Genomic DNA, 22674 nt, shown 5'->3' on the forward strand with positions numbered 1-22674 from the left:
GGGTGCCCCTCCAGCCTACTGGGTGGGCGGGGTCTGTCCCGTCGGGTTTTCCCCGGTGGACTTGCGTCGCGGCGCACGCTTGGCGGCGGGTTTCTCATCCGCCGGCGGCTTGGTCAGGCTCTGATTGACGGTCCCGATCGGGCGGGTGCGCGGGGGCTTGGCCCCGAGCACGCTGCCCGCGCTGTCGAAGCCGGACAGGACCACGGCCTCGAGCGAGGTGAGCGGCACCTCCTGCTCGCGGAAGTCCTGGAACAGGCGGGTGCGCAGCTCGCGGGAGACATCATCCTTGGCGGCGGTGCGGGTTTTGACCACCACACGCACCACCAGGGCGTCGGCGGACACCGACTCGATGCCCCAGACCTCGGGACGGTCGATGATGCGCGAGCGCCATTTCGGCGTGTGGGCGAGGGTGTTTGCGGTCTCGAGCGCCAGTTCCTGGGCGTGGACCACATCGGAGGTGTAGGGCACCGCGAGGTCCACGATCACGCGGGACCACCCCTGGGAGGTGTTTCCCACTCGCAGGACCTCACCATTGCGCACAAACCAGAGCGTGCCGTTGACGTCGCGAATCTGGGTGACCCGGATTCCCACCCGCTCGACCACGCCGGTGGCCAGCGTGGTTGCGCCGCCGAGTTCAACCACATCGCCCACACCCAGCTGATCCTCCATCACCATGAACAGGCCGTTGAAGACGTCCTTGACGATGTTCTGGGCACCAAAACCGAGGCCGGCACCGAGGGCCGCAGTGAGGAGGGAGAGCGATCCGATGAGTTTGTCATCGATCACGTTGACGATCATCACGATCGCGATAATCACCACGACCACGTTGACGATGTTGCTCATCACGGTGCCCAGGGTGCGGGTACGCTGGACCAGGCGGACCGCGGCGAGCGGGGACACGCTCAGCGCCTGCGTGTCCTCGGCCCCTTGATTCTTTTTGACGCCGTTAACGATCTGGCTGACTACCCGGCGAATGAACAGGCGCAGAATCCACGATGCGATGATGGCGCCCGCGATGATCAGTGCTACCTGCACGAGCTTGCCCAGCGGGCTCAACATGAAGGCGCCGATGGTGTCCCAGATGTTCTGTACGACGACGTCCGGGGTGGTGGGGGTGTCCGGTGTGGTTGCCATGCCTGAAAGTGTAGCGGCGGGCACCCGGGAGATCCTGGATGCCCGCCGCTAACGGGTGGTGTCGCGCGTGGCGACCGCCGGTTTCACCGGCGTTAGATTAGTGCTGAGCGTCGCGCTCGCGTGCCGCCAGGGCGCGCTCGGTGCCGGCGACGGCCTCGAGAACGATCCGGCGCAGTGCGGCGGGGCGCTCGGCGTTGGCCGCGAGCCAGGCGTGGGCGGCGTCGCGCAGATCGGTGTCGATCAGCGCGGACGGGTACAGGCCCGAGATCAGCGGTTCGGCCACGTGGTAGGCACGCTTTTCCCACAGGTCGGCGATGACGTCGAAGTACAGGGTCCGGAAGGGCTCCTGGTCGGCGGCATCGTGCAGGCGCTGGAAGCCCAGCGTGGTGGCCGAGACGATGGCGTTGGCGGCGGAATCGTCTACCACCACGCTGTCCCAGGCGCGCTGCTTGGCGGCGGCACCCGGCAGGGCGGCGCGAGCCTGAGCGGCGGCCTTGGCCCCACCGGCGGTGTTGTCGGCGGCCAGGGCCGCGTCGATCTCGGCGTCACCCACGCGACCACCGGTTGCCAGGGCGCTCAGCAGCTCCCAACGCAGGTCGGTGTCCACTGTCAGCTCGGCGAGGGTCTCGCTCCCGTCCAGTAGGGCGGCGACCACGTCGAGGTGGGCGTCGGTGTTGGAGACGGCGGCGAAGAACTTCACGAACTGGAACTGGGCATCGCTGCCGGCCTCGGCACCGCGGGCCAGGGCCAGCAGGCCGTCGCCCACCTTGGCCAGGGTCTCCTCGCGGATATCCTCGGCCACATAGGCCTCGGCCGCGAGCAGCAGCTGGTTCAGGGTCGTGCGCAGGGTTGTGGACTCGGTCTCGGTGGCGATGTGGTTCAGCACCAGGTCGACGTAGTCGCGGGCCGGGGTCTCGGCATCGCGGGTGGCGTCCCAGGCGCTGCTCCACACCAGGGCACGGGCCAGCGGGTCGCTGATGTCGGCGAGGTGCTGTGTAGCAACGTCAAGGGAGGCGGCATCCAGACGAATCTTGGCGTAGGCCAGGTCGTCGTCGTTCAGCAGGACGAGGTCCGGACGGGTGCGACCGATCAGTTCGGCCACCTCGGTGCGCTCGCCATCCACGTCGAGTTCCAGGCGGTTCTCGCGGATCAGCTTGCCGTCGACCAGGTTGTAGAACCCGATGGCCAGGCGGTGCGGGCGGATGGTGGGGTAGTCGGCCGCGGCGCTCTGCAGGATCGCAAACGAGGTGATCACACCGGCCTCGTCAACCTCGATCTCGGGACGCAGCGTGTTGACGCCGGCGGTCTCGAGCCACAGGGTCGACCACTCGGAGAGGTCGCGGCCCGAGGCCTTCTCCAGCTCGACCAGCAGGTCGGCCAGCACGGTGTTGCCGAAGGCGTGCTTCCTGAAGTACGCGGAGACACCGGCGTAGAACGCGTCGATGCCGACCCAGGCGGCGAGCTGCTTGAGCACCGATCCACCCTTGGCGTAGGTGATGCCGTCGAAGTTCACCAGCACGTCGTTGAGGTCGTTGATCTCGGCGACGATCGGGTGAGTCGAGGGCAGCTGGTCCTGACGGTACGCCCAGGCCTTCTCCATGGCGGCGAAGGTGGTCCAGGCCTCGGTCCACTCGGTGGCCTCGGCGGTGGCGATGGTCGATGCCCACTCGGCGAAGGACTCATTCAGCCACAGGTCGTTCCACCAGCGCATGGTCACGAGGTCTCCGAACCACATGTGGGCCAGCTCGTGCAGCACGGTGACCACGCGACGCTCCTTGATGGCGTCGGTGACCTTGGAGCGGAACACGTAGGTCTCGGTGAAGGTCACCGCACCGGCGTTCTCCATGGCGCCCATGTTGTACTCGGGCACAAACATCTGGTCATACTTGGCGAAGGGGTAGGGCACGTCGAACTTGTCTTCGAAGAAGGTGAAGCCCTCGCGGGTCTTGTCGAAGATGTAGTCGGCGTCCATGTACTCGGCCATCGATGCACGGGCGAAGACACCCAGCGGGATCACGCGGCCATCGCTCGAGGTGAGTTCCGAGCGCCAGACCTGGTACGGACCGGCCACCAGGGCGGTGATGTAGGAGGAGATGCGCGGGGTGGGCTCAAAGCTCCAGGTGCCCGAACCGTTGCCGTTGTCTACCGGCTCGGGGGTGGGGGAGTTGGAGATGACCTGCCAGGCCAGCGGAGCGGTCACGGTGAAGGTGAAGGCCGCCTTGAGGTCGGGCTGCTCGAAGACCGCATAGACCTGGCGGGAGTCGGGAACCTCGAACTGGCTGTAGAGGTAGACCTCGTTGTCGGCGGGGTCCACAAAGCGGTGCAGGCCCTGACCGGTGTTGGTGTAGGCGTGGTCGGCGTCGACCACCAGCACGTTGTGCTCGGCCAGGCCGGCCAGCGCGATGCGGCTGTCATCGTTGATGGCGGCCACGTCCAGCGCGGTGCCGTTCAGGGTGACCGAGTGCACGGTGCGGGTCACGGCGTCGATGAAGGTCGAGCTGCCCGGGGTCGCGGTGAACGTCACGGTGCTCACGGTGCGGAAGACCTCGTCACCGGTGGTGAGGTCAATGTTGATGTCGTAGGACTCGACCGAGACGATGGAGGCGCGCTCGGCGGCCTCGGTCCGGGTCAGGTTTTCTCCGGGCAATTTCACTCCTTGCAGTGGATGGGATTGTGTCCAGCATTCAGCGTACCGCGTGATCGGCCCGGAATACCGGGGTTGTGGAAAGCCCGCGGTGTGTGACGACTTGTGGAGGAAAGACACGCCGGGTATTGTTCTAGTTGAAGTAGAACAAGTGGAGGTTGAATGTTTCTGACGGTAGACCCACAATCGCCGGTCACGCTCTATGAGCAGCTTGCGGCGAGCGTACGCGCGGGCATCCTAGACGGGAGCATTGCGCACGGCGAGCGCCTGCCCAGTGCCCGCGAACTCGCCGGCTCCCTCGACCTGAACGTGCACACGGTGCTGCGTGCGTACCAGGCTCTGCGTGAGGAGGGGCTGCTCGATCTGCGCCGTGGCCGCGGCGCCGTCATCACCGCGCCCAGCCGAGACCTGGCCGAGGTGACGGCGGCGCTGGACGCCCTGATCGGCGCCGCGAGCGCCGCCAGAATCGGCCCCGACACCCTTATCTCGCTTGTTCGCGCCCGCTTATCATCCACCCAGACCACCCAGGAAGGCCCCCGATGAACCTCACCGTCACCCCCACTCGCACCGCGGCCCAGACCCGGCTGGTGGCACTGTTTGCCCTGATCCTTCCCGCCCTGGCCGGTCTCGCCGCGGCGGGGCTGATTCGCGCCTGGCGCGATGACCTGCCCGCCGAGGTGATCACCCACTGGGGTCTCGCCGGCGAAGCAAATGGCTGGACCTCGGCCGCCTGGCTCCCCGTGGTGGTGGGACTCCCGATACTCGGGGTCGCGCTGCTTCTGGGCCTGCTGATTCTGCTTCCCCGTGCCGCGCGCGGTGGACGCCTGGGCATCGCCCTGCTCTCGGGTTTTTCCTGCCTGTTTGGTGGGCTCCTGGCCACCCTGCTTCCCGCGACCGTGATCCGTCAACGCACGGGACCGGGCCAGGATGATCCGTCGGTGCTGATTCCATTTTATGTGGTGGCCGTCGCCTGGGTAGTGCTCAGCGTGTTCGGAACCATCCTCATCCGGCGTGCGCTTCCCGCCGACGTCGCGACGCCCGAGAGCGAGACGAACGCCCCGACCCTGGACCTCCCCGCCGATGCCCGTGCGGTGTGGATCGCCTCCGCCTCCATCGGCACCCTGATGCGGGTGGTCCTCGGAGTGGTCCTGCTCGGCCTGATCACGCTGCTGCTCTGGCAGCTGCTGGTGGATTCCGAATTCAACCCGGTCGCCGCGATCATCACCGCGGTCATCGTGGTGGTGCTGGTCTCGGTCCTCTCGATGTTCTCGTGGCGGTTGCGGGCCGATCGGGCGGGTTTCCGCGCGCACGCGACCCTCGGCTGGCCTCGGGTGGAGATTCCACTCGACGAGATCGTGGGCGCGCACGTGGTGGAGGTCAACCCGGTCGCCGACTTCGGCGGATGGGGATGGCGCGTGGGCGCAAACAGACGGCTGGGGATTATCCTGCGTTCCGGCTCCGCCCTCGAGGTAGAGCGGCGGGACGGGCGGCGCCTGGTGATCACCCTGGCCGATCCGCAGACTCCCGCGGCTCTGCTCAACACCCTGGTGCAGCGAGGCGAGCGGCCAGCATCTGCCGCGGACTAGCCCTGCGCGGTCAATGCGACATTATGCGACGCGGCCCATGCTCGGCGCAGACCCGAGGACTACGGTGAGGGGGAACCCGACACCCACCTGTGACAATCGGGTTCACCCCGATGATTCGTGCCACCTGCAGGCCGAGATCATCCGCACCGGTGGCGATTGAACCCCCTTCTCGCCACCGGTGTATTCCCGGTAGGCTCGGAGCACCCGCCGAGCAAGGAGCCCGTGATGAGTGCAGAGGATGCAGCCACCCCGACCGGATCGCGTGTGCGCACCCGGGCTCGACTCTTGTTTTTGGTACCACCGATGATTCCCGGGCTGATCGGTTCCGTGGTGCTGGCCCTCTGGTCCCCGCGGTTGCCCGCGCAGGTGGTGTCGCAGTGGTCGATGATCACGGGCGAGGCTACCAGCACCATTCCGCTGGGCTGGACGATCCTGTTTCCGCTGCTGTTTGCCCTGCTGATTACGCTGATAATCGCGGTTCCGGCGTTCTGGGTGATTCGCGGTGGCACTCCGGCCAACACGATTGCCGTGCAGCAGGGGATCGGCACGGCCATCGCCGGGGCCGGGGTGGTCATCCTGCTCTCGATCACGGTGATGCAGCAAAACCTTGAGGGTCAAACCTGGGCGAATTCGGTGCTTCCGATCCTGATCGCCGGGGCGCTCTGGTGCATCGTCGCCAGCGTGAGCGCGGCACGGGTGCGCCGGATCATCCCCACGCTGCGTGCGGCGCGGGTTGAATCCGCCTAAATTCCCCTTTGCTACTGCGCAAATTCCCAGCCTTGCAGATTGCGCATGCGTGGCGTTCGGGAATGCGATTGAATAGGGACATGGATACCGTAGATTTCTGGTTTGACCCGTCGTGCCCCTGGGCCTGGATGACCTCCCGCTGGGTCGATAATGTGTCCGCGCAGCGTGAGCTGAACGTCACCTGGCACCCGATGAGCCTCGCCGTGCTCAACGAGAACAACGCCGACCTCACCGATGAGCGTCGCGCAGGCCTGGCCAAGGTGCTGCGATACAACCGCCTGGTGACCGGCGTGGCCGAGGAGGTCGGCCCCGAGCACATCAAGCCGCTGTACGACGCCCTGGGTACCCGGATTCACCCGGGTGGACGCACCGATCAGGATGCGATCATCGCCGAGGCGCTCGCCGAGGTGGGCCTGGATGCCGGTCTGGCAGCCCTCGCCGACTCCGAGGCTCACGATGTCGCGCTGCGCGAGAGCCACGGCAGCGGAATCGCGCTGGTGGGTCAGGATGTGGGCACCCCGATTATCGCCGTCAACGGCACCGCCTTCTTCGGTCCGGTCATCTCCCCGGCCCCCGCCGGTGAGGAAGCCCTGCGCCTCTGGGACGGAGTGCTCGCGGTATCCTCGTACCCGGGCTTCTTTGAGCTCAAGCGCTCGCGCACCGTCGGCCCCATCTTCAACTAAAGGATTTTCACGAATCATGCGTATTCACGTCGCCACCGATCACGCCGGCCTCGAATTTAGTCGCGCGCTGCAGGACCACCTGGTGAGCCTGGGCCACGAGGTGGTGGACCACGGTCCCACCTCCTACGATGCCCTGGATGACTACCCGGCCTTCTGCATCAACGCGGCCGCCGCGACCGTGGCCGACCAGCGTGCCGGCGTTCAGGCGCTCGGTGTGGTGTTTGGCGGATCCGGCAACGGTGAGGCCATCGCCGCCAACAAGGTTGAGGGTGTGCGCGCCGCGCTGGTGTGGAACCACTCCACCGCCACCCTGGCTCGCGATCACAACGACGCCAACGTCATCTCGATCGGTGCCCGCCAGCACGAGGAGTCCGAGGTGCTGGCCTTTGTCGAGGCCTTCATCGCCGAGCCCTTCTCGCAGGATGAGCGTCACGTGCGCCGCATTGCGCAGCTGGCCGAGTATGAGACCACCGGTGATATCGCCGGTAAGGGTGTCGAGCGCCCGGTTTCGCGCGGCTAGTCGACCGTGCCCGAGGGACACTCAGTACACCGCATCGCGCGGCAGTTTGAACGCAACTTTCTGAATACCCCGGTGTTCGCATCGAGCCCGCAGGGGCGCTTTGCCGAGGGTGCCGAGGTGCTCAGCGGTCACGAACTGCTGCGCGTCAACGCGGTCGGAAAGCAGATGTTTGCCGAGTTTGATGGGGACCTCTGGCTGCGGGTGCACCTCGGGCTTTACGGGGCGTGGGATTTTGCCGGGAGCATCTCCACCGATCCCACGATTGCCAGCGCATCGGGGCGGATGGGGCAGACCAACCAGCGTGGAACCGCGCTGGATCCCGGACTGCTGATCGATCGCGGCGGGGAGGACTCGATCGCCTCGATCGGCGCCCCGCGCAACGCCCGGATGCGCATGTCCGAGCAGACCAAGGCGCTGGCCGGGGCCGAGGACGAGACGTTCCCACCGGAACCGGTGGGCCAGGTGCGCCTGCGCCTCCTCACCGAGACCGCGGTCGCCGACCTGCGCGGCCCGACCGCGTGTGAGGTCATGACTCCGGACGCGGTCCAGGCGAAGATCGACTCCCTGGGTCCGGATCCGCTGACCGATGACTCGGTCGCGGCCGAGGAGAAGTTTGTGGCCGCCGTACGCAAGCGGCAGGTGGCCATCGGGCAGCTGCTGATGGACCAGTCGGTGGTGGCCGGGATCGGCAACGTGTACCGTGCCGAGATGCTCTTCCGCGCCGCGCTGAACCCGCATACCCCGGGCAAGCAGGTTCCCGAGGAGGTGGTGCGCGGGCTCTGGCGCGACTGGGGTGTGCTGCTGCGGATCGGCGTGGAAACCGGTCAGATGATGACCATGGACGATCTGGATCCCGAGGCCTATGTGGCGGCGATGGGAAACCTCGCCGACCGGCACTGGGTCTACCGCCGGGCCGGTCTGCCCTGCCGACGCTGCGGAACAAACATCGCCCTCGAGGTGATGCAGGCCCGCAAGCTCTACTGGTGCCCCGGCTGCCAGCTCTAGACGCAAAACGAACCCCGGCCCACTCGGACCGGGGTTCGTGTTTTTAGCGTGGTACGAAAACCCTTTAGCGTAGCGCGGAGATCGTGTGCACCAGATTTTTGGCCTGACGCAGCCGGGCCTCATACGTGGCCCCCACTACCAGGAGGAGGACGCCGCCTAGTCCCGCCCACACCGCCCAGGACAGGGTGTCGGTGATGGCGCAGATGAGCGGGAACGCCTGCACGATCACGTGGATCAGGAGCACGCCGGTGCCGATCACGAACGGCGCCTGGAGGCGGCCGAACACACCCCAGAGAATCAGCGCGATGGTGACGATCCCGAGCCCCACGATGCGGATCGGGTGGGGGTCGCCCCACCCGGCGAGGAATGAGGCGAAGGTCCCCACCGCCAGCGGGATCCCCAGCACCGGCATGCTGCGCAGGGCCGGGTGCCGACGCAGCTTGAAAATGCCGATCAGCACCGCGGCGATCAGCAGGGGAGCTAGGGCCAGCTCGACGGCGGTTCCCGGACGCACCCAGGCGAAGACACCGTAGAAACCCGAGATTCCCAGCGCGCCGATCCAGAACGGTGATCCCCAGCGCGAGTAGACAGCGCCCGCGACGGCAAGAATCGCAAACAGCGAGGCGAGCAGGATGAGCGAGGCGCGGAGGTGGTCCGATCCGGCGAGCAGCGGGAATCCGATGAGCACCAGGGCACTAAACGCCGCCAGTCCGATGACCGAGTCGATGCTCGAGAACGACTCGCGGCGCAGCCAGGGAATGAACACCAGCACCAGAACACACAGCATGATGGCCCAGAGCTCGGCGGGGGCGGGGAATGCGACCCGATAGCCGCCGGTCACGAGGAACACTCGTCCCAGGGCCAGCACAATGAGCGTGCCCGCGGTTGGCCCCAGCGCCAGGGCGCGCACCGGAAGATTGCGCCACTCGCGCCGCAGCAGACGAGCTGATCCGGCGAGCACCAGGGCTACCAGCCCGATGATGAGGGCACCGGTGGACCCGAACCGAAGTCCATCCGCAATCACTCCGATGGCGGCGGAAGCCCCGGCCAGGCCGAGGCCCAGGGTGGCCGCGTGTGGCCGAGGATGGACCGGGTTGATCACACTGGTCAGGAGAATTAGCAGCGCAAGCATCGCCGCCACCGGCACCACATAGGCGCTGGTCGAGGTGATATACGCCCGATCCAGGGCCACCCAGAGCGCGGTACTGGCGATCCCTAGGGCGAGTGCCAGCTGGAAGCGTCGGAGCCCGCTGGTGCGCAGCAGCGGGTTGCCGTGAGCCCCGGAGGAGATCGCGGCGGCGACCGCAAGAATGGGCAGCGCCGGCCAGCTAGACACGAGGTTTACCCCGTCAATAAACACCGGGATTGCGATCAGGAGCAGGGCGAGATCGGTCGCGATGCGCACGTGACGAAGGGCACCCAGTCGGGTTTCTGGCGGATTGAGACGCAGGCTGAGGCGGCGTGTTGTCGAGTTCGGTCCGCCGAGCACGCGGGTTCGCAGCGGGGTATGCCCGATGATCGTGAGGGCCAGGAGCAGGAGCGCGACCGGGATTGTCTCGCGCACGTCTGCCTGCATCGAGATCGAGGTGACCGACAGCGCCGCGAGCAGGATCGCCGAGGCACTGAGGAGGAGACGGATGCCGGTGCCGATCCGGGCGGGACGCAGCACCGGAACCAGGGCGCCGAGGGTCCCCACCATCGGCAGCAGAGCGATCGGCAGGCCGGGACGCGGCTCCAGGATCAGACCGGCCCAGAAGTATGCGCCGGCGAGAACCAACAGGACCGCCGCGGCCGCGCCGATCAGGCGTCCCTCGGCTGCACCAAACGGGTTCACTCGGAAGCGGCCGGAAAGCGCGGGCACTACCCCAAGGAGGATCCCGATGAGTGCCGCATAGACCAACTCCCAACCCCCGAGCGCGGTCATCGACACCGGGGACTGCGTCGCCACGATGCGCCCAACCAGCGTGAGGCCGAGCAGGAAGGCACCCATCGAGAGGAGAACGCGCTGGGTCGGCGGCGTGGCCGCGCGCGGATCCTGTTCGGCGCGGACCCGCCAGGCCACAAACGCGACCAGTGCCAGCGCGTGGATCACGATGTCGGCGGCGGTCAGCGACGGCGAGCGCACCAGTGCCAACACAATACTCGCCGCGGAGAGGACGGCCGGCACCAGCCAGAAGGTCAGCCCGGGGAGGCGACGGGGGAGCCGGATCGAGGTTTCGGCCAGGGCCAGGGCAATCGCCAGGATGATGATCGACTGGGCAAAACGGGATTCCAGCGGGAATACGCTGAGGGTTGCGGCCAGGGTTGCCGCGCCCAGGAGCCAGGGAAGGACATCGCGCAGCGCCCGGAGGCTGTGTGCGGCAAACCCCAGGGGTGCCAGGGCAAGCAGAAGCGCCGCCATTCCGGGCAGGGCCACGGTGAGGAATGTGCCCGTGTTGGGCATCGAGGATTCGGCCGCGCGCTCGGTGGCAAACCAGCCCAGAGCGCAGCCGGTTAGGATCGCCGAGGCGATCCACGCGGTCCAGCCGGGCAGCAGGGTTGCCAGGCTCGGGTGCTCGCTGCGGCGGGTCAGGACCCAGATCCCGGCGGCGGTCACCGCGGTCGAGAGCACCACCGTGAGCAGGGCGGGCAGTGTCGGAGGCGAGAATGCGAGCGCAACCTCGGTGATGGTGGTTCCCAGCAGTCCCGGCGGCGTCAGCGCCGCAAGCAGCACGGCACCGGTGCGGCCGGTGATGCGCAGGGGGTGCGAGGTGGTCAGCACCGCAAAACCCAGCCAGGCGAGCGCGGTCGCGCCCAGGAGGAACACCAGCAGGATGGAGCCAGCCTGTGCCACCCCGGGCACGCTTCCGGTCGCAACGATGACCAGCGCCAGTCCGAGCGATTCCACCAGCAGGCGCTCGGGGGCGCGTGCCGCACGGGACCGCAGGACGCGGGATCCGGCAACCGCGATCACCAGGCCCGCGAGCGATCCCAGCCATACCGTCTGGGAGGCCGTGGTGCCGAGCGAGCCGATCAGCCCGCCCGCCGCCAGCGGGAGCAGGAGCGCGGCGATGAACGCATAGCTGCGCACGTGGGTGAGGCGTTCGGCCAGCACCGCCAGTGCCCCCACGAGGCCCAGACCGAGGCCGGCCGAGAAGATCGGATCGAGGCCCGAGATCCCCGCCACGTCAAAGGCCCGCACTAGGCCCGCATCGATCAGCGCAATGATCGTGCTGAGGATCGCCAGGGCGTGCGCGGTGGAGGGTAGCCGCCTCACGATGAACCCTGCCACCGCGGCCGTTGCGGCGGCGACACCGAGCAGGATCAGCGCGCGTACCGGCGGGGTGGTCCCCAGATAGGCGAGGGTTGCAAAGAACAGTGCCGCGGCTACCAGGAGCACCACGCCCAGGGTCAGCAGCGTGGTCTGGATGCTCGAACGGCGTGGCACTCGCTCGGAGGCGGGTGCCGCGGCGACTCGTCGTGGTGATTCCGGCGGCGTGGGTGGCGCGGGCATCACGGCCGCGGGGGCCAGGACCGAGTCCGCGGCGGCCACCGACGTATCGAACGGCACCATCGCCGTGACGGGACTCTGGATCGGGCTCACCACCGGGCTTGGCACGGGGCTGGCAATCGGATTAGCGACCGGAATCGGGCTCGGCGCGGGGCTGACGACCGGGGCGGCAGACGGACTCATAACCGGGGGCGCATACGCCGCCACCGGAAGCGCCAGCACCGCGCGCCGGCGCTCCTCGGCCAGATCCCCGGCCGCGCGGCTTACCTGAGTCAGCTCAACCGCGTCGTCCTGGTTCAGCGAGAGTCCACACGCCTCGCAGCGCGAGCCGGCCAGGGTGGCAAAGCATCCGGGACAGCGCGCGGGGTCCATCAGCGCCAACGCCGTGGGCGGCCAGGCGAGCGTTGCCGCGGTGCCGGCGGGAAGGTTTTGACGGGTCCGCATCGCGGCGATCAGTCCCGCGCGTTCCAGGAGAGCCGCGTCCAGGGTCTGGCTGCGCAGACGAATCAGCCCGGCCACGCCGGTGCGGACATCGATGCTGCATCGCCCGCAGACTCCGATTGCCGGGATCCCAAAGCACGAGGGACACACCTGGGTATCCCGTAGCTGGATGATGCCGGAGGGCCACGCGGGGTATCGAGTGATGGTCATCGTGTCCTTTGGTACCGAGGCAAAGGGAGTTCTGCCTGCCTGGCAGACTACGGACTACCCCGCCTCTGAGTGCCCAATTTTGCCCAAATTGCCGCAAGATATCGCCGAATTCGTCGCATCAATGGTGCAAAACGGCAACGCGGTCCTCCCTATGGGGGACCGAATCGGTGATTCCTTGACAGCCGGAAAAATACTTCGGTTGCGCCGCTAATCGGACATCGCGGACCGCCACCGATACTCGCTCTGGGGGCGTCCCGGAGCGCCCAATCGAGGGGCGCGTTCCACGCTGCCGGTCGCGGTGAGATGCTCCAGGTAGCGCCGGGCTGCCACCCGCGACATCCCCACCTCCTCGGCGATCTCGGCGGCCGAACAGGCACCGTGGGTGCGCAGCGCGTCGGTCACCAGCCGCAGCGTCTCGGGCGCGATGCCCTTCGCCGGGGTCTCCCGGGTGGGTGGTCGTAGCGCCGAGAACAGCGAGTCCACCTCCTGCTGGGTGGACTGGCCGGTGGCGCAGAGGTCGCGGCTGTGGAAGTCGCGGAACTGAGCCATCCGCTCATAGAAGGTGGCGAAGGTAAAGGGTTTGATCAGGTACTGGGCCACACCCAGGGCCAGCGTACGACGGACACTCTCGGCCTCCCGCACCCCGCTGATCACAATCGCGTGGGTGTCGGTGCCGCGGGCCCGAATGTGGCGGAGCACGTCCAGGCCGCTGCCGTCGGGCATCGTGATATCCAGCAGGATGAGGTCGATCGGACGGGCATCATCACGCAGGATCGCCACGGCCTGAAAGGCCCCGACGGCCTCGGCGACCACCACAAACCCGGGCACCCGTTCCACAAAGGACCGGTGGAGCTCGACGATCAGGGGATCGTCATCCACGATCAGGACGCGGATCTCCCGCGGCTTAGTCATCGGTCATCCTCCCGTGTAGGGGCGGCGGGGAGGGAAACCCTGAGCGTGGTGGGATGCTCATCCACGGTGATATGACCACCCGCCTGGGTCACGATCTGGTGGACCAGGGCGAGCCCGATGCCCCGGGTGGCCGAGGGGGCCGCCTTGGTTGAGAATCCGTGTTCGAACATTCGAGCCCGGGAGTCCTCGGTGAATCCCGCCCCGCTATCGGTCACCGAGATTTCCACGGTCTCGGCACCCGACGGACGCATTTCCAGGTGCACGGTGTGTGGGCGCTCGCCGGCCGCGGCGGCATCAAACGCATTGTCGATCAGGTTGCCCACGACGGCGATTGCATCGATCGGGCTCAGCGCGAGTGCGGGGGCCTCGGGATCGATCAGGGTCTCGAAGCGGATCCCGCGCTCCGAGGCCTGGGCGCTCTTGCCCAGCAGCAGTGCGTTCATGGTGGATTCGGAGGTCGCCGGCACCGCCAGACTGTCCACCAGCTCCTGATTGTGGTCGGCGGTTTCGGTTAGCAGGGTGATAGCCTCCCGGGTGCGTCCCAGCTCGAGCATCGCCACGGCCGTGTGGAGCCGGTTGCCATGCTCGTGGTTTTGCGCACGCAGCGCCGCGCCCAGGGTACGCAGCGATTCAAATGAGGAGGTCGCATCGCGCACATCGGCGGCGCTGAGGTCGCCGGCTAGCCTGCGCGTGTAGTGACGTCCCAGCAGTGCCCCCACCACCCCGGTGGCGAGGAGGCCGGCCGTGACGGTCAGGATCAGCGGCAGCTCATCCCGAATCGACGCCCCGACCGTGCCCAGCGTCACCCCGGCCGACACCCATCCCACGATCTCGGTACCGCCCGGCGCGAGCACCGGCACGATGGTGCGGATCGAGGGGCCGAGGGTTCCGTCAAACACCTCGGTCAGCTCGGTGGCGGAGTCGGGGATCGTGCCCAGGTAGTATTCGCCGATCTGCGATTCCTCGCGGTGGGTGAGGCGCACTCCGGCCGGGGTCATGATGGTGACATAGGTGATGCCAGCCCGGTCGATCAGCGCGCGGGTGATCGGCTGGAGAAGATCGGATGCATCGGTGAATCTTCGTGTCCCCGATTCCACTCCGGCCAGGGCCACGCGGGTGGTGGGGGAGAGGGCGAGGGTCGTGGCGATGGCCTCGGTGGCCCGCTCGGCCTCGTGTTCCCCGGCCCGCTGACGGTCCCAAATCAGCAGCCCACCCACGGCGAGGCCGAGGAGTATGGCGATCAGGATGAGCGCCAGAAAAACGCTCGATGATGCGCTGCGGGTACGTTTTTGGACCATTCCGTCATTGTGCCACGCGGGCGTCCCCCTCGGTGTTTTGTCGCGACCAATACGACCAAAACTCGGGGCTCATCCGGATGCGGTCGTAGCGTGAGGGAAATTGATCTGGTGCCCTGCCCGCACCGCATCCGAACAGAGTCGTTTCAGGAGGAACTCGTGGCACACAACACCGTACATCGCACCATCCCGCGCCGGCCGCGGCGCTCATGGGACCGACACACCTGGCTCTACGTCTCGGTGATTATCGCCGTGGTAGCCGGCGCGCTGCTGGGGCTGATCGTCCCCGACGTGGCGATCGCGCTGGAGCCCCTGGGGAAGGCCTTCGTCTCCCTGATTAAGATGATGATCGCCCCGATCATCTTCTGCACCATCGTGATCGGCGTGGGGTCGATCGCCAAGGCCGCAACCGTCGGCAAGATCGGCGGCCTGGCGCTGATCTACTTCCTGGTCATGTCGACCTTCGCGCTGGCCATCGGCCTGGTGGTGGGGAACCTGATCCACCCGGGCGAGGGCCTGGACATGCGCGGCTCGCACTATGAAACCAAGGGCGAGGCCGCGGGAACCGTGGACTTCATCCTCCAGATCATCCCGCCGACCTTCTTCTCGGCTTTCACCGGGGAGAGCGTCCTCCAGGTCCTCTTTATTGCCCTGCTCACCGGCTTCGCCCTGCAGGGGCTGGGCAAGCGCGGCGAGCCGATCATCGGCGCGATCAAGCAGCTGCAGACCCTGGTGTTCCGCATCCTCAGCATGATTCTCTGGCTGGCCCCGATCGGTGCCTTCGGCGCGATTGCCGCGGTCGTGGGCAAGACCGGGGCGGCGGCGATCTGGGGACTGGGCATCCTGATGATCGCGTTCTACATCACCTGCGTGCTGTTCATCGTCGGGGTGCTGGGTTCGCTGCTGTACTTCGTGACCGGGCTAAACATCTTCAAGATGCTTAAGTACTTTGGCCGGGAGTACCTGCTGATCGTGGGAACCTCCTCCTCCGAGTCGGCGCTGCCGCGACTGATCGCCAAGCTCGAACACGCCGGGGTATCGAAGCCCGTGGTGGGCATCACGGTGCCCACGGGGTACTCCTTTAACCTGGACGGGACCGCGATCTATCTGACCATGGCCTCGCTGTTTATCGCGACCGGGATGGGGCAGCCGATGAGCATCGGCGAGCAGATCGGTCTGCTGGTCTTCATGATCATCGCGTCCAAGGGTGCGGCCGGGGTGACCGGGGCGGGGCTTGCAACCCTGGCCGGTGGCCTGCAGGCGTACCGTCCGGACCTGGTGGATGGGGTCGGGGTGATCGTGGGGATCGATCGGTTCATGTCCGAGGGACGTGCGCTGACCAACTTCACCGGGAACGCCGTCGCGACCTTCCTGATCGGCACCTGGACCGGACAGATCGACCGCAACCGCGCCCGCAGCGTGCTGGCGGGGGAGTTGCCCTTCGACGAGTCGACCATGACCGCCGACGGACACGGAGACGCCGCCGAGCAGCCCGAACAGGAGCCGGCACCGGCACCCGCGCGCTAGGTCGTGCGGAACGCCCCGCGCCGAGAGTCGGCGCGGGGCATTCCGGCGGCAGACGTATCGCCCCCGTGTGTGTCCTCCACGCGGGGGCGATACGCCGTTAACGAGCGCCGCGCCCCCGCCCGAAGGCGAGAGCGCGGCGAAAACCCGGGGAATTACTTGCTGAGGTGAGCGACCAGGAACCAGCGGTCCTTGTCCAGGCCGCGAGCGATCTCGATCGCGACGTCCTGGCTGGTGGCATCGATCTCGGCGAGCTCGTCGATTGCGGTGTTGACCGAGACGAGGGCGGCGTCGATCTGGGCGATAACCTCGGCGATGGACTGGTCGGACTGCACGAATCCGGCGGTCAGTTCACCGGTGGTAGTCTTGGCGGCGACGGTGGCCAGGCGGGCATCTACCGGGAGGCCGAGTGCAACGATTCGCTCGGCGGCGAGGTCGGACCAGTCCTGGGCGTGCTCCACGACGGTGTCGAAGAGTTCGTGGACACCCACGAAGTTGGCTCCGCGGACGTGCCAGTGGGCCTGCTTGCCGTTGATGACAAGAGCCTGGAGGTCGAGAACGACCGGGCTGAGGAACTGGGCAACTCCGGCGGCAACCTCTGCGCTGACGGAACTGGTGGCGACGGTCTGGGTGTTGGTCATTTTTTCCTTCTTTCCTCGGTGTTAGATACAACGGTACGCGGATAAAAACATTCCGCAAGCAAGATTAGGCTCGTCTTACGCCGTGTTTCAGCGGTTTTTGGGCCCCCAATGCGGGGTCGTTTGGCCGCGAGATGACGCGTGTTTTCGATTGGAATTCATGATTCCTTCAGCCCGCGCCCAGCATCAAAAATTTATCAAAAAAGGTTCGAGGCTAGGCTGAAACCATGTCTGAGACCCCGGAGTTTTCGATCCTCGCCCTGCCCGATCTGCCCGCCCCGCGCATCGCCGCGGATGCGTATATCGCCCCCGGCGCACGCATCGTCGGGGACGTCACGCTCGCACCCGAATCCAGCGTGTGGTTTAACGCGGTGCTGCGCGGGGACAGTGCCTCGATCGAGCTGGGCGCGGGGAGCAACCTGCAGGACGGTGTCGCGGTCCATGCGGATCCCGGGTCCCCGGTGCTCATCGGCCGCGATGTCTCGGTGGGGCATAACGCGGTCATCCACGGGTCCACGATCGGCGACGGTGTGCTGGTGGGCATGGGCGCGGTGGTGCTGAACGGCGCGGTGATCGGCGAGAACTCGCTGATCGCCGGTGGTGCGGTGGTACTGGAGGGTGCCCAGATTCCCGCGGGATCCCTGGTGGCCGGTGTCCCGGGCAAGGTGCGGCGTGCGCTGACCCCCGAGGAGATCGCCGGAATCCGGGATAACGCCGCCCGCTATCGGGCGAATGCGGCGCGCTACGCGGCGCTGTAGGGGCAGCTCGAGGGCCAGCTGAGGAGGAGTTCGAGGAAGAGCTCGAGGGGGACTTCGCGCGGAACCTAGCGCTTGGATCGGCGCTGGGCGCGTCCGCTCGCGGCGAGGAAGATGATGCAGACGATCATCATGAGCACGCCCGGCCCGAACCGGCCAAGGCCCAGCAGGATGCCCCCGATCAGGAACACCACGGCACCCACCAGGGTGTAGACGGCGGCGAGTGAGCGGAGTTTCATGGCGGAGTGGCCGGCTTTCGGAGGGAAGTAGGCGAGTGCGGGGCGCCATTGCCCCGTACCCTGTGCGCCAGTCTGGCACATGGGGGAGTGGGGGCCTGGCCGATTCGAGTGGGCTGTGACCTGATCGTTAGGTTCGAGCAGGTGTCTAGTAATCGTCCTCATCCACGGGAGGCTTGGGCCCGCGAGCCGAGAGGCCGCTGAGGACCAGGGCAAAGATGGCCAGGGTCACGCTCACGGTGGCCAGCGGATTGGCCACGCCGATCCCGATCTCCTGGGCGACCTCGCCCCCGCTGAGGGACACCATGGACACCAGGCCGTGTTCGGTGATGTCCGGCACCAGGAAACCGAATCCGATGCCACTGACCCAGGAGATGATCAGCGTGGCGATGGCCGAGGGGCGCAGGTTGTAGCCGCGCTTGGCCGTGAGGATGATGTTGCGGCCCACAAAGATATTGAGAATCGCATAGACCGGCCCCAGGCTGTAGGCGAACCAGCGCACCAGGTCTCCGTCGATGCCGACCAGGGTGCGCCCGGCGACGATCCACAGCGCCACAGCGATGCCGATCACCGCGGCCACGTATCCAAAGATGCCGGCGTGCGGGGTGCGGACGGGATCGGGGCGCACACTCTGCTGCGGTGCTTCCCAGGCGTCGGCGGAGGTCTGCTCCGCCGCCTCGGGGCTGACCGGAGACGAGGACGGGTTTTCGGACACGGGCACACTACCTTCGAACGGGCGTTGGGGACTCCCTTATTATCGCCCGATTTTTCTTCCCACGCGCCCGCGCGTCGGCCCCGGTTTGAGGCCGGGTGCCAACGCGGTCGGGACGCTAGCGGATGGTCAGGGTCGCATCGGGGGAGAGGGGGTAGACGCCGGGGACGCCGCCGCGTGCCTCGATATGGAGGGGAACAGGCAGAGCCCGCTGGGACTCGGTGGGGAACCAGACTCGCCCGGTCTGCACCATAATCAGCAGGCCGGAGGCATCGCCCACCGGCGTGAACGTGTCCGATCCGCTCCCGAAGCGCGGAAGGCCCGCCTCGGTGGTGAGGACATCGACGCTCAGCGGAACGCTGTCGACGGCCACCCCGACCTCACTTATGCCGATCACCTCGGACGGGTGGAATGCCCCGCTGCCGGGCTCAAGTTTCAGATCGCGGCGACCGATGAATTCCAGGATCGAGTTTTCGGGACCGAGGAAGTAGACGGAGCGAGAGTTCCACCCGGCGGGGCCATCGAAGGTGTCCTCCCCGTCCAACACGATTCGTCCGATATGGCTATCGAGCCAGTCGGCGGCGAGATCGAGTCGGTCGGCGGGGACGTCGAGGGCAAGATGGAGACCGCGCGCGTCGGCATCCGGGTCGGTGGTGAGAACGAGTTCGGATGCGCCGATAGAGACCACCGTGTGCAGGGGCGAATGTCGCACCGGCATCCCCAATACATCGTGGTAGAACGCCGCGGCGGCATCGCGGTCTTGGACGGTGGTGGCGATTCGGGTGAGTTTCATGACCCCAGCCAAACAGCTCAACCACGGTTGAGGTCAAGTGTGCAGATTTTCCGCTGGAATCCCGGAGAAGCGCGCTGCTACGCTGATCGCGATGACTACAATCGCAGCGCACTTAGACGCATATGACTCCCAGCTCCGCACCGACTCCGAGGTCCGAACCGCCGAATCCGTGGAACGCCACGGACCGCTCTTTCTCGCAACCTTCCCCGGCGGCCACGGGTTTATCACCTATGCACATCTCGACGGGCTCTCGGGCGCGGAGGTATCGACCCTGGTCGGTGAGGCCCTGGAGATCTTTAGCCGTCGCCCCGAAATCGTGGACGTGGAGTGGAAGTCCCGCGCGCATGACGGTGTCGAGGGGCTGCACGAGGCGCTGATCGAACACGGTTTTGCTGCCGAGGAATCCGAGTCGGTCATGATCGGTGCGCTGGAATCGCTCACCACCAACGATCCCGCGGATCGGCTCGCCGCCGACGGTATCACCGTGCGGCGGATCACCACCGAGGCTGACCTGCGAGCCATGAGCGCGATGGCGGCCGTCGCCTTTGAGGAGGACGAGGACGAGGATCGCCTGGGCGAAATGCTCGGGGAGCTGACGGCCGGCAGCGATGTCGAGTTCTGGGTAGCCGAGGCCGACGGAAAGATCGTCAGCGCCGGGCGGTTGGAGCCCGTTCCCGGGACCGATTTTGTGGGTATCTGGGGTGGATCCACGCTGCACGAATACCGTGGCCGCGGCATCTACCGTGCGTTGACCGCGGCCCGGGCGCGCGCGGCTCTCGCCTCCGGTAAGAAATTTGTGCACTCGGACTCGACCGAGTTCTCCCGCCCGATCCTGGAGCGCTCGGGTCTGGTCAAGGTGACCGAAACCACTCCCTTTATCTGGGAGCGCTAAGCATCGCGATGGGCCGGGTGTTGACGTATCCTCACGAATCCACCCGGCTCGTCTCGGCCCCGCCGGCGATATTCAGCCGAGAGCGAGCGCCGGGGCCGCGTCGCCACGGTGCCTGACTATTCACCATCGTCAACGGCAAAAGGCCCGGTTCTCAGTACGAGAACCGGGCCTTTATGTGGAGGGGATGACGGGAATCGAACCCGCATCATTAGTTTGGAAGACTAAGGCTTTACCACTAAGCTACATCCCCACTCCGGAAGGTGACTTCCGGGGTGTGATTTCATCGTAGTACACGTTGGGCCCGGTTGCGCACTTCGCGGTGAAACCCGGGCGCGGCGCGACATTATGGGGCCCCTCCGACACCCCGAGTTATGAATTGGTGTCGGGACGGGTGTTTTTGTCGGCTAGACTTGCGGAGGTCAATTAGCCTGCCGTGCATGCGCGGAATTGACTAAAACCGGCTTTACTAGCCGGGGCGTAGCTCAGCTTGGTAGAGCGCCCGCTTTGGGAGCGGGAGGTCGCAGGTTCAAATCCTGTCGCCCCGACGAGGCCCACTCCTCACCCGAGGACGAATTTCCAACAATCAGGAGAACACATCATCGTGAAGTCGACGGTCGAACAGCTCAGCCCCACCCGCGTCAAGCTCAACATTGAGGTGACCCCGGAGGACCTGCAGCCCGCCATCAAGCGCGCCTACGCACAGATCGCAGAGCAGATCAACGTGCCTGGTTTCCGCAAGGGCAAGGTGCCCGCAGCCATCATCGACCAGCGCGTCGGTAAGGGTGCTGTCATCGAGCAGGCAGCCAACGAGGGTCTGGACGGTTTCTACCGTGCAGCCGTCGAGGAGCACGGTGTGCGTGTTCTGGGTCGCCCCGAGGCAGACATCACCGAGTGGCCCAACGAGAAGGACTTCTCCGGCGACCTGAAGGTCACCATCGAGGTTGACGTTCGCCCCGAGGTCACCCTGCCCTCCTACGACGGCATCAAGCTTGAGGTTGAGGCCGCCGAGGTTACCGACGCCGATGTGGCCGAGGAACTCGAGTCGCTGCGTACCCGCTTCGGCACCCTCGTCACCGTAGACCGTCCGGTCAAGACCGGTGACTTCGCTCAGATCGACCTGATCGCCACCATCGAGGGCAACGAGGTCGACAATGCCTCCGGCATCTCCTACGAGGTCGGCTCGGGCGAGCTGATCGAGGGCATCGACGAGGCCCTGGACACCCTCACCGCCGGTGAGACCACCACCTTCACCGCCCCGCTGCTCGGTGGCGAGCACGCCGGCAAGGACGCGGAGATCACCGTGACCCTGACCGCCGTCAAGGAGCGCGAGCTGCCCGAGGCCGACGATGAGTTCGCTCAGATCGCTTCGGAGTTCGACACCATCGCCGAGCTGACCGAGTCGCTCAAGGAGCAGGCCGCCAGCAAGAAGACCTTCGGTCAGGGTGCTGCCGCTCGCGAGAAGCTGATCGAGCACCTCCTGGAGACCGTTGAGGTTGCCGTTCCGGAGAAGCTCGTCGAGGACGAGGTTCACCGTCACCTGGAGAACGAGAACCGTCTCGAGGACGACACCCACCGTGCCGAGGTCAAGGAGTCTTCCGAGAAGACCTTCCGCACCCAGATCCTGCTCGACGTGATCGCCGAGACCGAGAAGGTTCAGGTCAGCCAGGAAGAGCTGACCCAGTACCTGATCCAGGGTGCCGCTCAGTACGGCATGGAGCCGGGTGAGTTCATCCAGGTTCTGGACCAGAACGGTCAGATCCCCGCCATGGTCGGCGAGGTTGCCCTCAACAAGGCCCTCGCAATCGTCCTGGGCAAGGTCAAGGTTGTTGACACCAACGGTGCCGACGTTGACCTCTCGGGCTTCATCCCCTCGGAAGAGGAAGAGGCCGCCGAGGTTGAGGCTGCTGACGAGAAGTAATTCTCCGATTCACTAAAAACCGCCCCCGAGCAATCGGGGGCGGTTTTGTGTATTCGGTTAGGGCGCGGGGAGTGGAGTGATGAGACTCGTGTCGCCGGGGTTTCTAGCGGGCCTGGCGCTCCAGGAGCGCCACAAATTCGTCGGCCATGGCGAGCTGGGTGCGCAGTTTTTCTCGGCGCTCGGTGGCCTCGCGAATGAACTCGGTGAGTCTCGGGTCGGTTCCGGATGAGTCCTCGGCGGCCCGGCCCTCATCGATAATGGCGAGGAGTTCGGCCATCTCTTCGAGGGTGAATCCCAGGGGCTTCATGCGGCGAATGAGGATCATTCGTTCAAAATCCGCCTCGCTATAGAGGCGAAAACCTCCGTCTGTCCGAAGGGATGCGGTCACCAGGCCCACCTCGTCGTAGTGACGGATGGTGCGCAGGGACATGCCCGTACGCTCGGCGAACTCGCCGATGTGCATCGTGGCCGGGGTGGGGGACATCACATGCCTTTCGCAAACCTACCCTTACGTTAGGGTAGAGTTGAACACGTTGCCG

20 protein-coding genes and 2 tRNA genes are annotated in these 22674 nt (G+C 66.4%); 11 read left to right on the forward strand and 11 right to left on the reverse strand.

Going from position 1 to position 22674, the window contains the following annotated elements; translation table 11 throughout:
• Positions 1-15: 15 nt before the first annotated feature.
• Both C7C57_RS06480 and pepN read right to left on the reverse strand, forming a co-directional pair.
• Positions 16-1134 carry a mechanosensitive ion channel family protein gene (locus C7C57_RS06480; RefSeq protein ID WP_187978011.1) on the reverse strand — a complete coding sequence of 373 codons (1119 nt, stop codon included), beginning with the start codon at positions 1132-1134 and terminating at the stop codon, positions 16-18.
• Positions 1135-1231: 97 nt separating this feature from the next.
• On the reverse strand, positions 1232-3781 hold the full coding sequence (gene pepN, locus C7C57_RS06485; protein WP_187978012.1) for an aminopeptidase N: 2550 nt from the start codon (positions 3779-3781) through the stop codon (positions 1232-1234).
• Between the two features lie 159 nt (positions 3782-3940).
• Between pepN and C7C57_RS06490 the strand changes: the two genes are divergently transcribed.
• The 6 genes from C7C57_RS06490 to C7C57_RS06515 all read left to right on the forward strand — a co-directional run bounded on the left by C7C57_RS06490 (position 3941) and on the right by C7C57_RS06515 (position 8319).
• Positions 3941-4321 (forward strand): GntR family transcriptional regulator, encoded by a 381-nt coding sequence (locus C7C57_RS06490; protein WP_187978013.1) that lies wholly within the window; start codon positions 3941-3943, stop codon positions 4319-4321.
• Positions 4318-5364 (forward strand): DUF1648 domain-containing protein, encoded by a 1047-nt coding sequence (locus tag C7C57_RS06495; protein WP_187978014.1) that lies wholly within the window; start codon positions 4318-4320, stop codon positions 5362-5364. The genes C7C57_RS06490 and C7C57_RS06495 overlap by 4 nt, the downstream gene beginning before the upstream one ends.
• A gap of 225 nt (positions 5365-5589) precedes the next feature.
• Positions 5590-6111 (forward strand): hypothetical protein, encoded by a 522-nt coding sequence (locus tag C7C57_RS06500; RefSeq protein ID WP_187978015.1) that lies wholly within the window; start codon positions 5590-5592, stop codon positions 6109-6111.
• An 80-nt stretch (positions 6112-6191) separates the two neighbouring features.
• On the forward strand, positions 6192-6794 hold the full coding sequence (locus C7C57_RS06505; protein WP_156027525.1) for a DsbA family protein: 603 nt from the start codon (positions 6192-6194) through the stop codon (positions 6792-6794).
• A gap of 16 nt (positions 6795-6810) precedes the next feature.
• Positions 6811-7314, forward strand: coding sequence for a ribose-5-phosphate isomerase (locus C7C57_RS06510; protein ID WP_030148811.1), 504 nt, complete (start codon positions 6811-6813; stop codon positions 7312-7314).
• A gap of 6 nt (positions 7315-7320) precedes the next feature.
• The gene (locus tag C7C57_RS06515) at positions 7321-8319 is read left to right on the forward strand and encodes an Fpg/Nei family DNA glycosylase (RefSeq protein ID WP_187978016.1); all 999 of its coding nucleotides are present in this window, start codon (positions 7321-7323) and stop codon (positions 8317-8319) included.
• A gap of 64 nt (positions 8320-8383) precedes the next feature.
• On the opposite strand, the gene C7C57_RS06520 is transcribed toward C7C57_RS06515, so the two are convergent.
• The 3 genes from C7C57_RS06520 to C7C57_RS06530 all read right to left on the reverse strand — a co-directional run bounded on the left by C7C57_RS06520 (position 8384) and on the right by C7C57_RS06530 (position 14670).
• Positions 8384-12460: an SCO7613 C-terminal domain-containing membrane protein gene (locus tag C7C57_RS06520; RefSeq protein ID WP_187978017.1), complete on the reverse strand. Its 4077-nt coding sequence runs from the start codon at positions 12458-12460 to the stop codon at positions 8384-8386.
• 207 nt (positions 12461-12667) lie between these two features.
• On the reverse strand, positions 12668-13372 hold the full coding sequence (locus C7C57_RS06525) for a response regulator (protein WP_187978018.1): 705 nt from the start codon (positions 13370-13372) through the stop codon (positions 12668-12670).
• Positions 13369-14670, reverse strand: coding sequence for an ATP-binding protein (locus C7C57_RS06530; RefSeq protein ID WP_187978019.1), 1302 nt, complete (start codon positions 14668-14670; stop codon positions 13369-13371). The genes C7C57_RS06525 and C7C57_RS06530 overlap by 4 nt, the downstream gene beginning before the upstream one ends.
• Before the next feature lie 156 nt (positions 14671-14826).
• Between C7C57_RS06530 and C7C57_RS06535 the strand changes: the two genes are divergently transcribed.
• Positions 14827-16194 carry a cation:dicarboxylate symporter family transporter gene (locus C7C57_RS06535; protein WP_187978020.1) on the forward strand — a complete coding sequence of 456 codons (1368 nt, stop codon included), beginning with the start codon at positions 14827-14829 and terminating at the stop codon, positions 16192-16194.
• A 152-nt stretch (positions 16195-16346) separates the two neighbouring features.
• Here the strand turns inward: C7C57_RS06535 and C7C57_RS06540 are convergent, their stop codons facing one another.
• Complete coding sequence (locus C7C57_RS06540; RefSeq protein ID WP_187978021.1) at positions 16347-16832, reverse strand: Dps family protein; 486 nt, start codon at positions 16830-16832, stop codon at positions 16347-16349.
• A 224-nt stretch (positions 16833-17056) separates the two neighbouring features.
• Here C7C57_RS06540 and C7C57_RS06545 point away from each other — a divergent pair, with 224 nt between their 5' ends.
• A complete protein-coding gene (locus tag C7C57_RS06545) occupies positions 17057-17587 on the forward strand; it encodes a gamma carbonic anhydrase family protein (RefSeq protein WP_187978022.1) in 531 nt (176 codons plus the stop codon).
• A gap of 65 nt (positions 17588-17652) precedes the next feature.
• On the opposite strand, the gene C7C57_RS06550 is transcribed toward C7C57_RS06545, so the two are convergent.
• The 3 genes from C7C57_RS06550 to C7C57_RS06560 form a co-directional block, all read right to left on the reverse strand.
• On the reverse strand, positions 17653-17823 hold the full coding sequence (locus C7C57_RS06550; RefSeq protein WP_187978023.1) for a hypothetical protein: 171 nt from the start codon (positions 17821-17823) through the stop codon (positions 17653-17655).
• A 145-nt stretch (positions 17824-17968) separates the two neighbouring features.
• The gene (locus C7C57_RS06555) at positions 17969-18535 is read right to left on the reverse strand and encodes a hypothetical protein (protein ID WP_187978024.1); all 567 of its coding nucleotides are present in this window, start codon (positions 18533-18535) and stop codon (positions 17969-17971) included.
• A gap of 115 nt (positions 18536-18650) precedes the next feature.
• Positions 18651-19325, reverse strand: a complete 675-nt coding sequence (locus C7C57_RS06560; RefSeq protein ID WP_187978025.1) for a VOC family protein — start codon at positions 19323-19325, stop codon at positions 18651-18653.
• A 91-nt stretch (positions 19326-19416) separates the two neighbouring features.
• Between C7C57_RS06560 and C7C57_RS06565 the strand changes: the two genes are divergently transcribed.
• Positions 19417-20217, forward strand: coding sequence for a GNAT family N-acetyltransferase (locus C7C57_RS06565; protein ID WP_187978026.1), 801 nt, complete (start codon positions 19417-19419; stop codon positions 20215-20217).
• A 176-nt stretch (positions 20218-20393) separates the two neighbouring features.
• Here the strand turns inward: C7C57_RS06565 and C7C57_RS06570 are convergent.
• Positions 20394-20467, reverse strand: a tRNA-Gly gene (locus C7C57_RS06570).
• Positions 20468-20688: 221 nt separating this feature from the next.
• Between C7C57_RS06570 and C7C57_RS06575 the strand changes: the two genes are divergently transcribed.
• Positions 20689-20762 (forward strand) — tRNA-Pro (locus C7C57_RS06575).
• Between the two features lie 56 nt (positions 20763-20818).
• Complete coding sequence (gene tig / locus C7C57_RS06580) at positions 20819-22135, forward strand: trigger factor (RefSeq protein WP_187978027.1); 1317 nt, start codon at positions 20819-20821, stop codon at positions 22133-22135.
• A gap of 103 nt (positions 22136-22238) precedes the next feature.
• Here tig and C7C57_RS06585 read toward each other — a convergent pair whose 3' ends face one another.
• Complete coding sequence (locus C7C57_RS06585; protein WP_030143859.1) at positions 22239-22619, reverse strand: MerR family transcriptional regulator; 381 nt, start codon at positions 22617-22619, stop codon at positions 22239-22241.
• Positions 22620-22674: the final 55 nt, after the last annotated feature.

The sequence above is a fragment of the Mycetocola sp. JXN-3 genome (assembly GCF_014522285.1).
GTDB lineage: Bacteria > Actinomycetota > Actinomycetes > Actinomycetales > Microbacteriaceae > Mycetocola > Mycetocola saprophilus.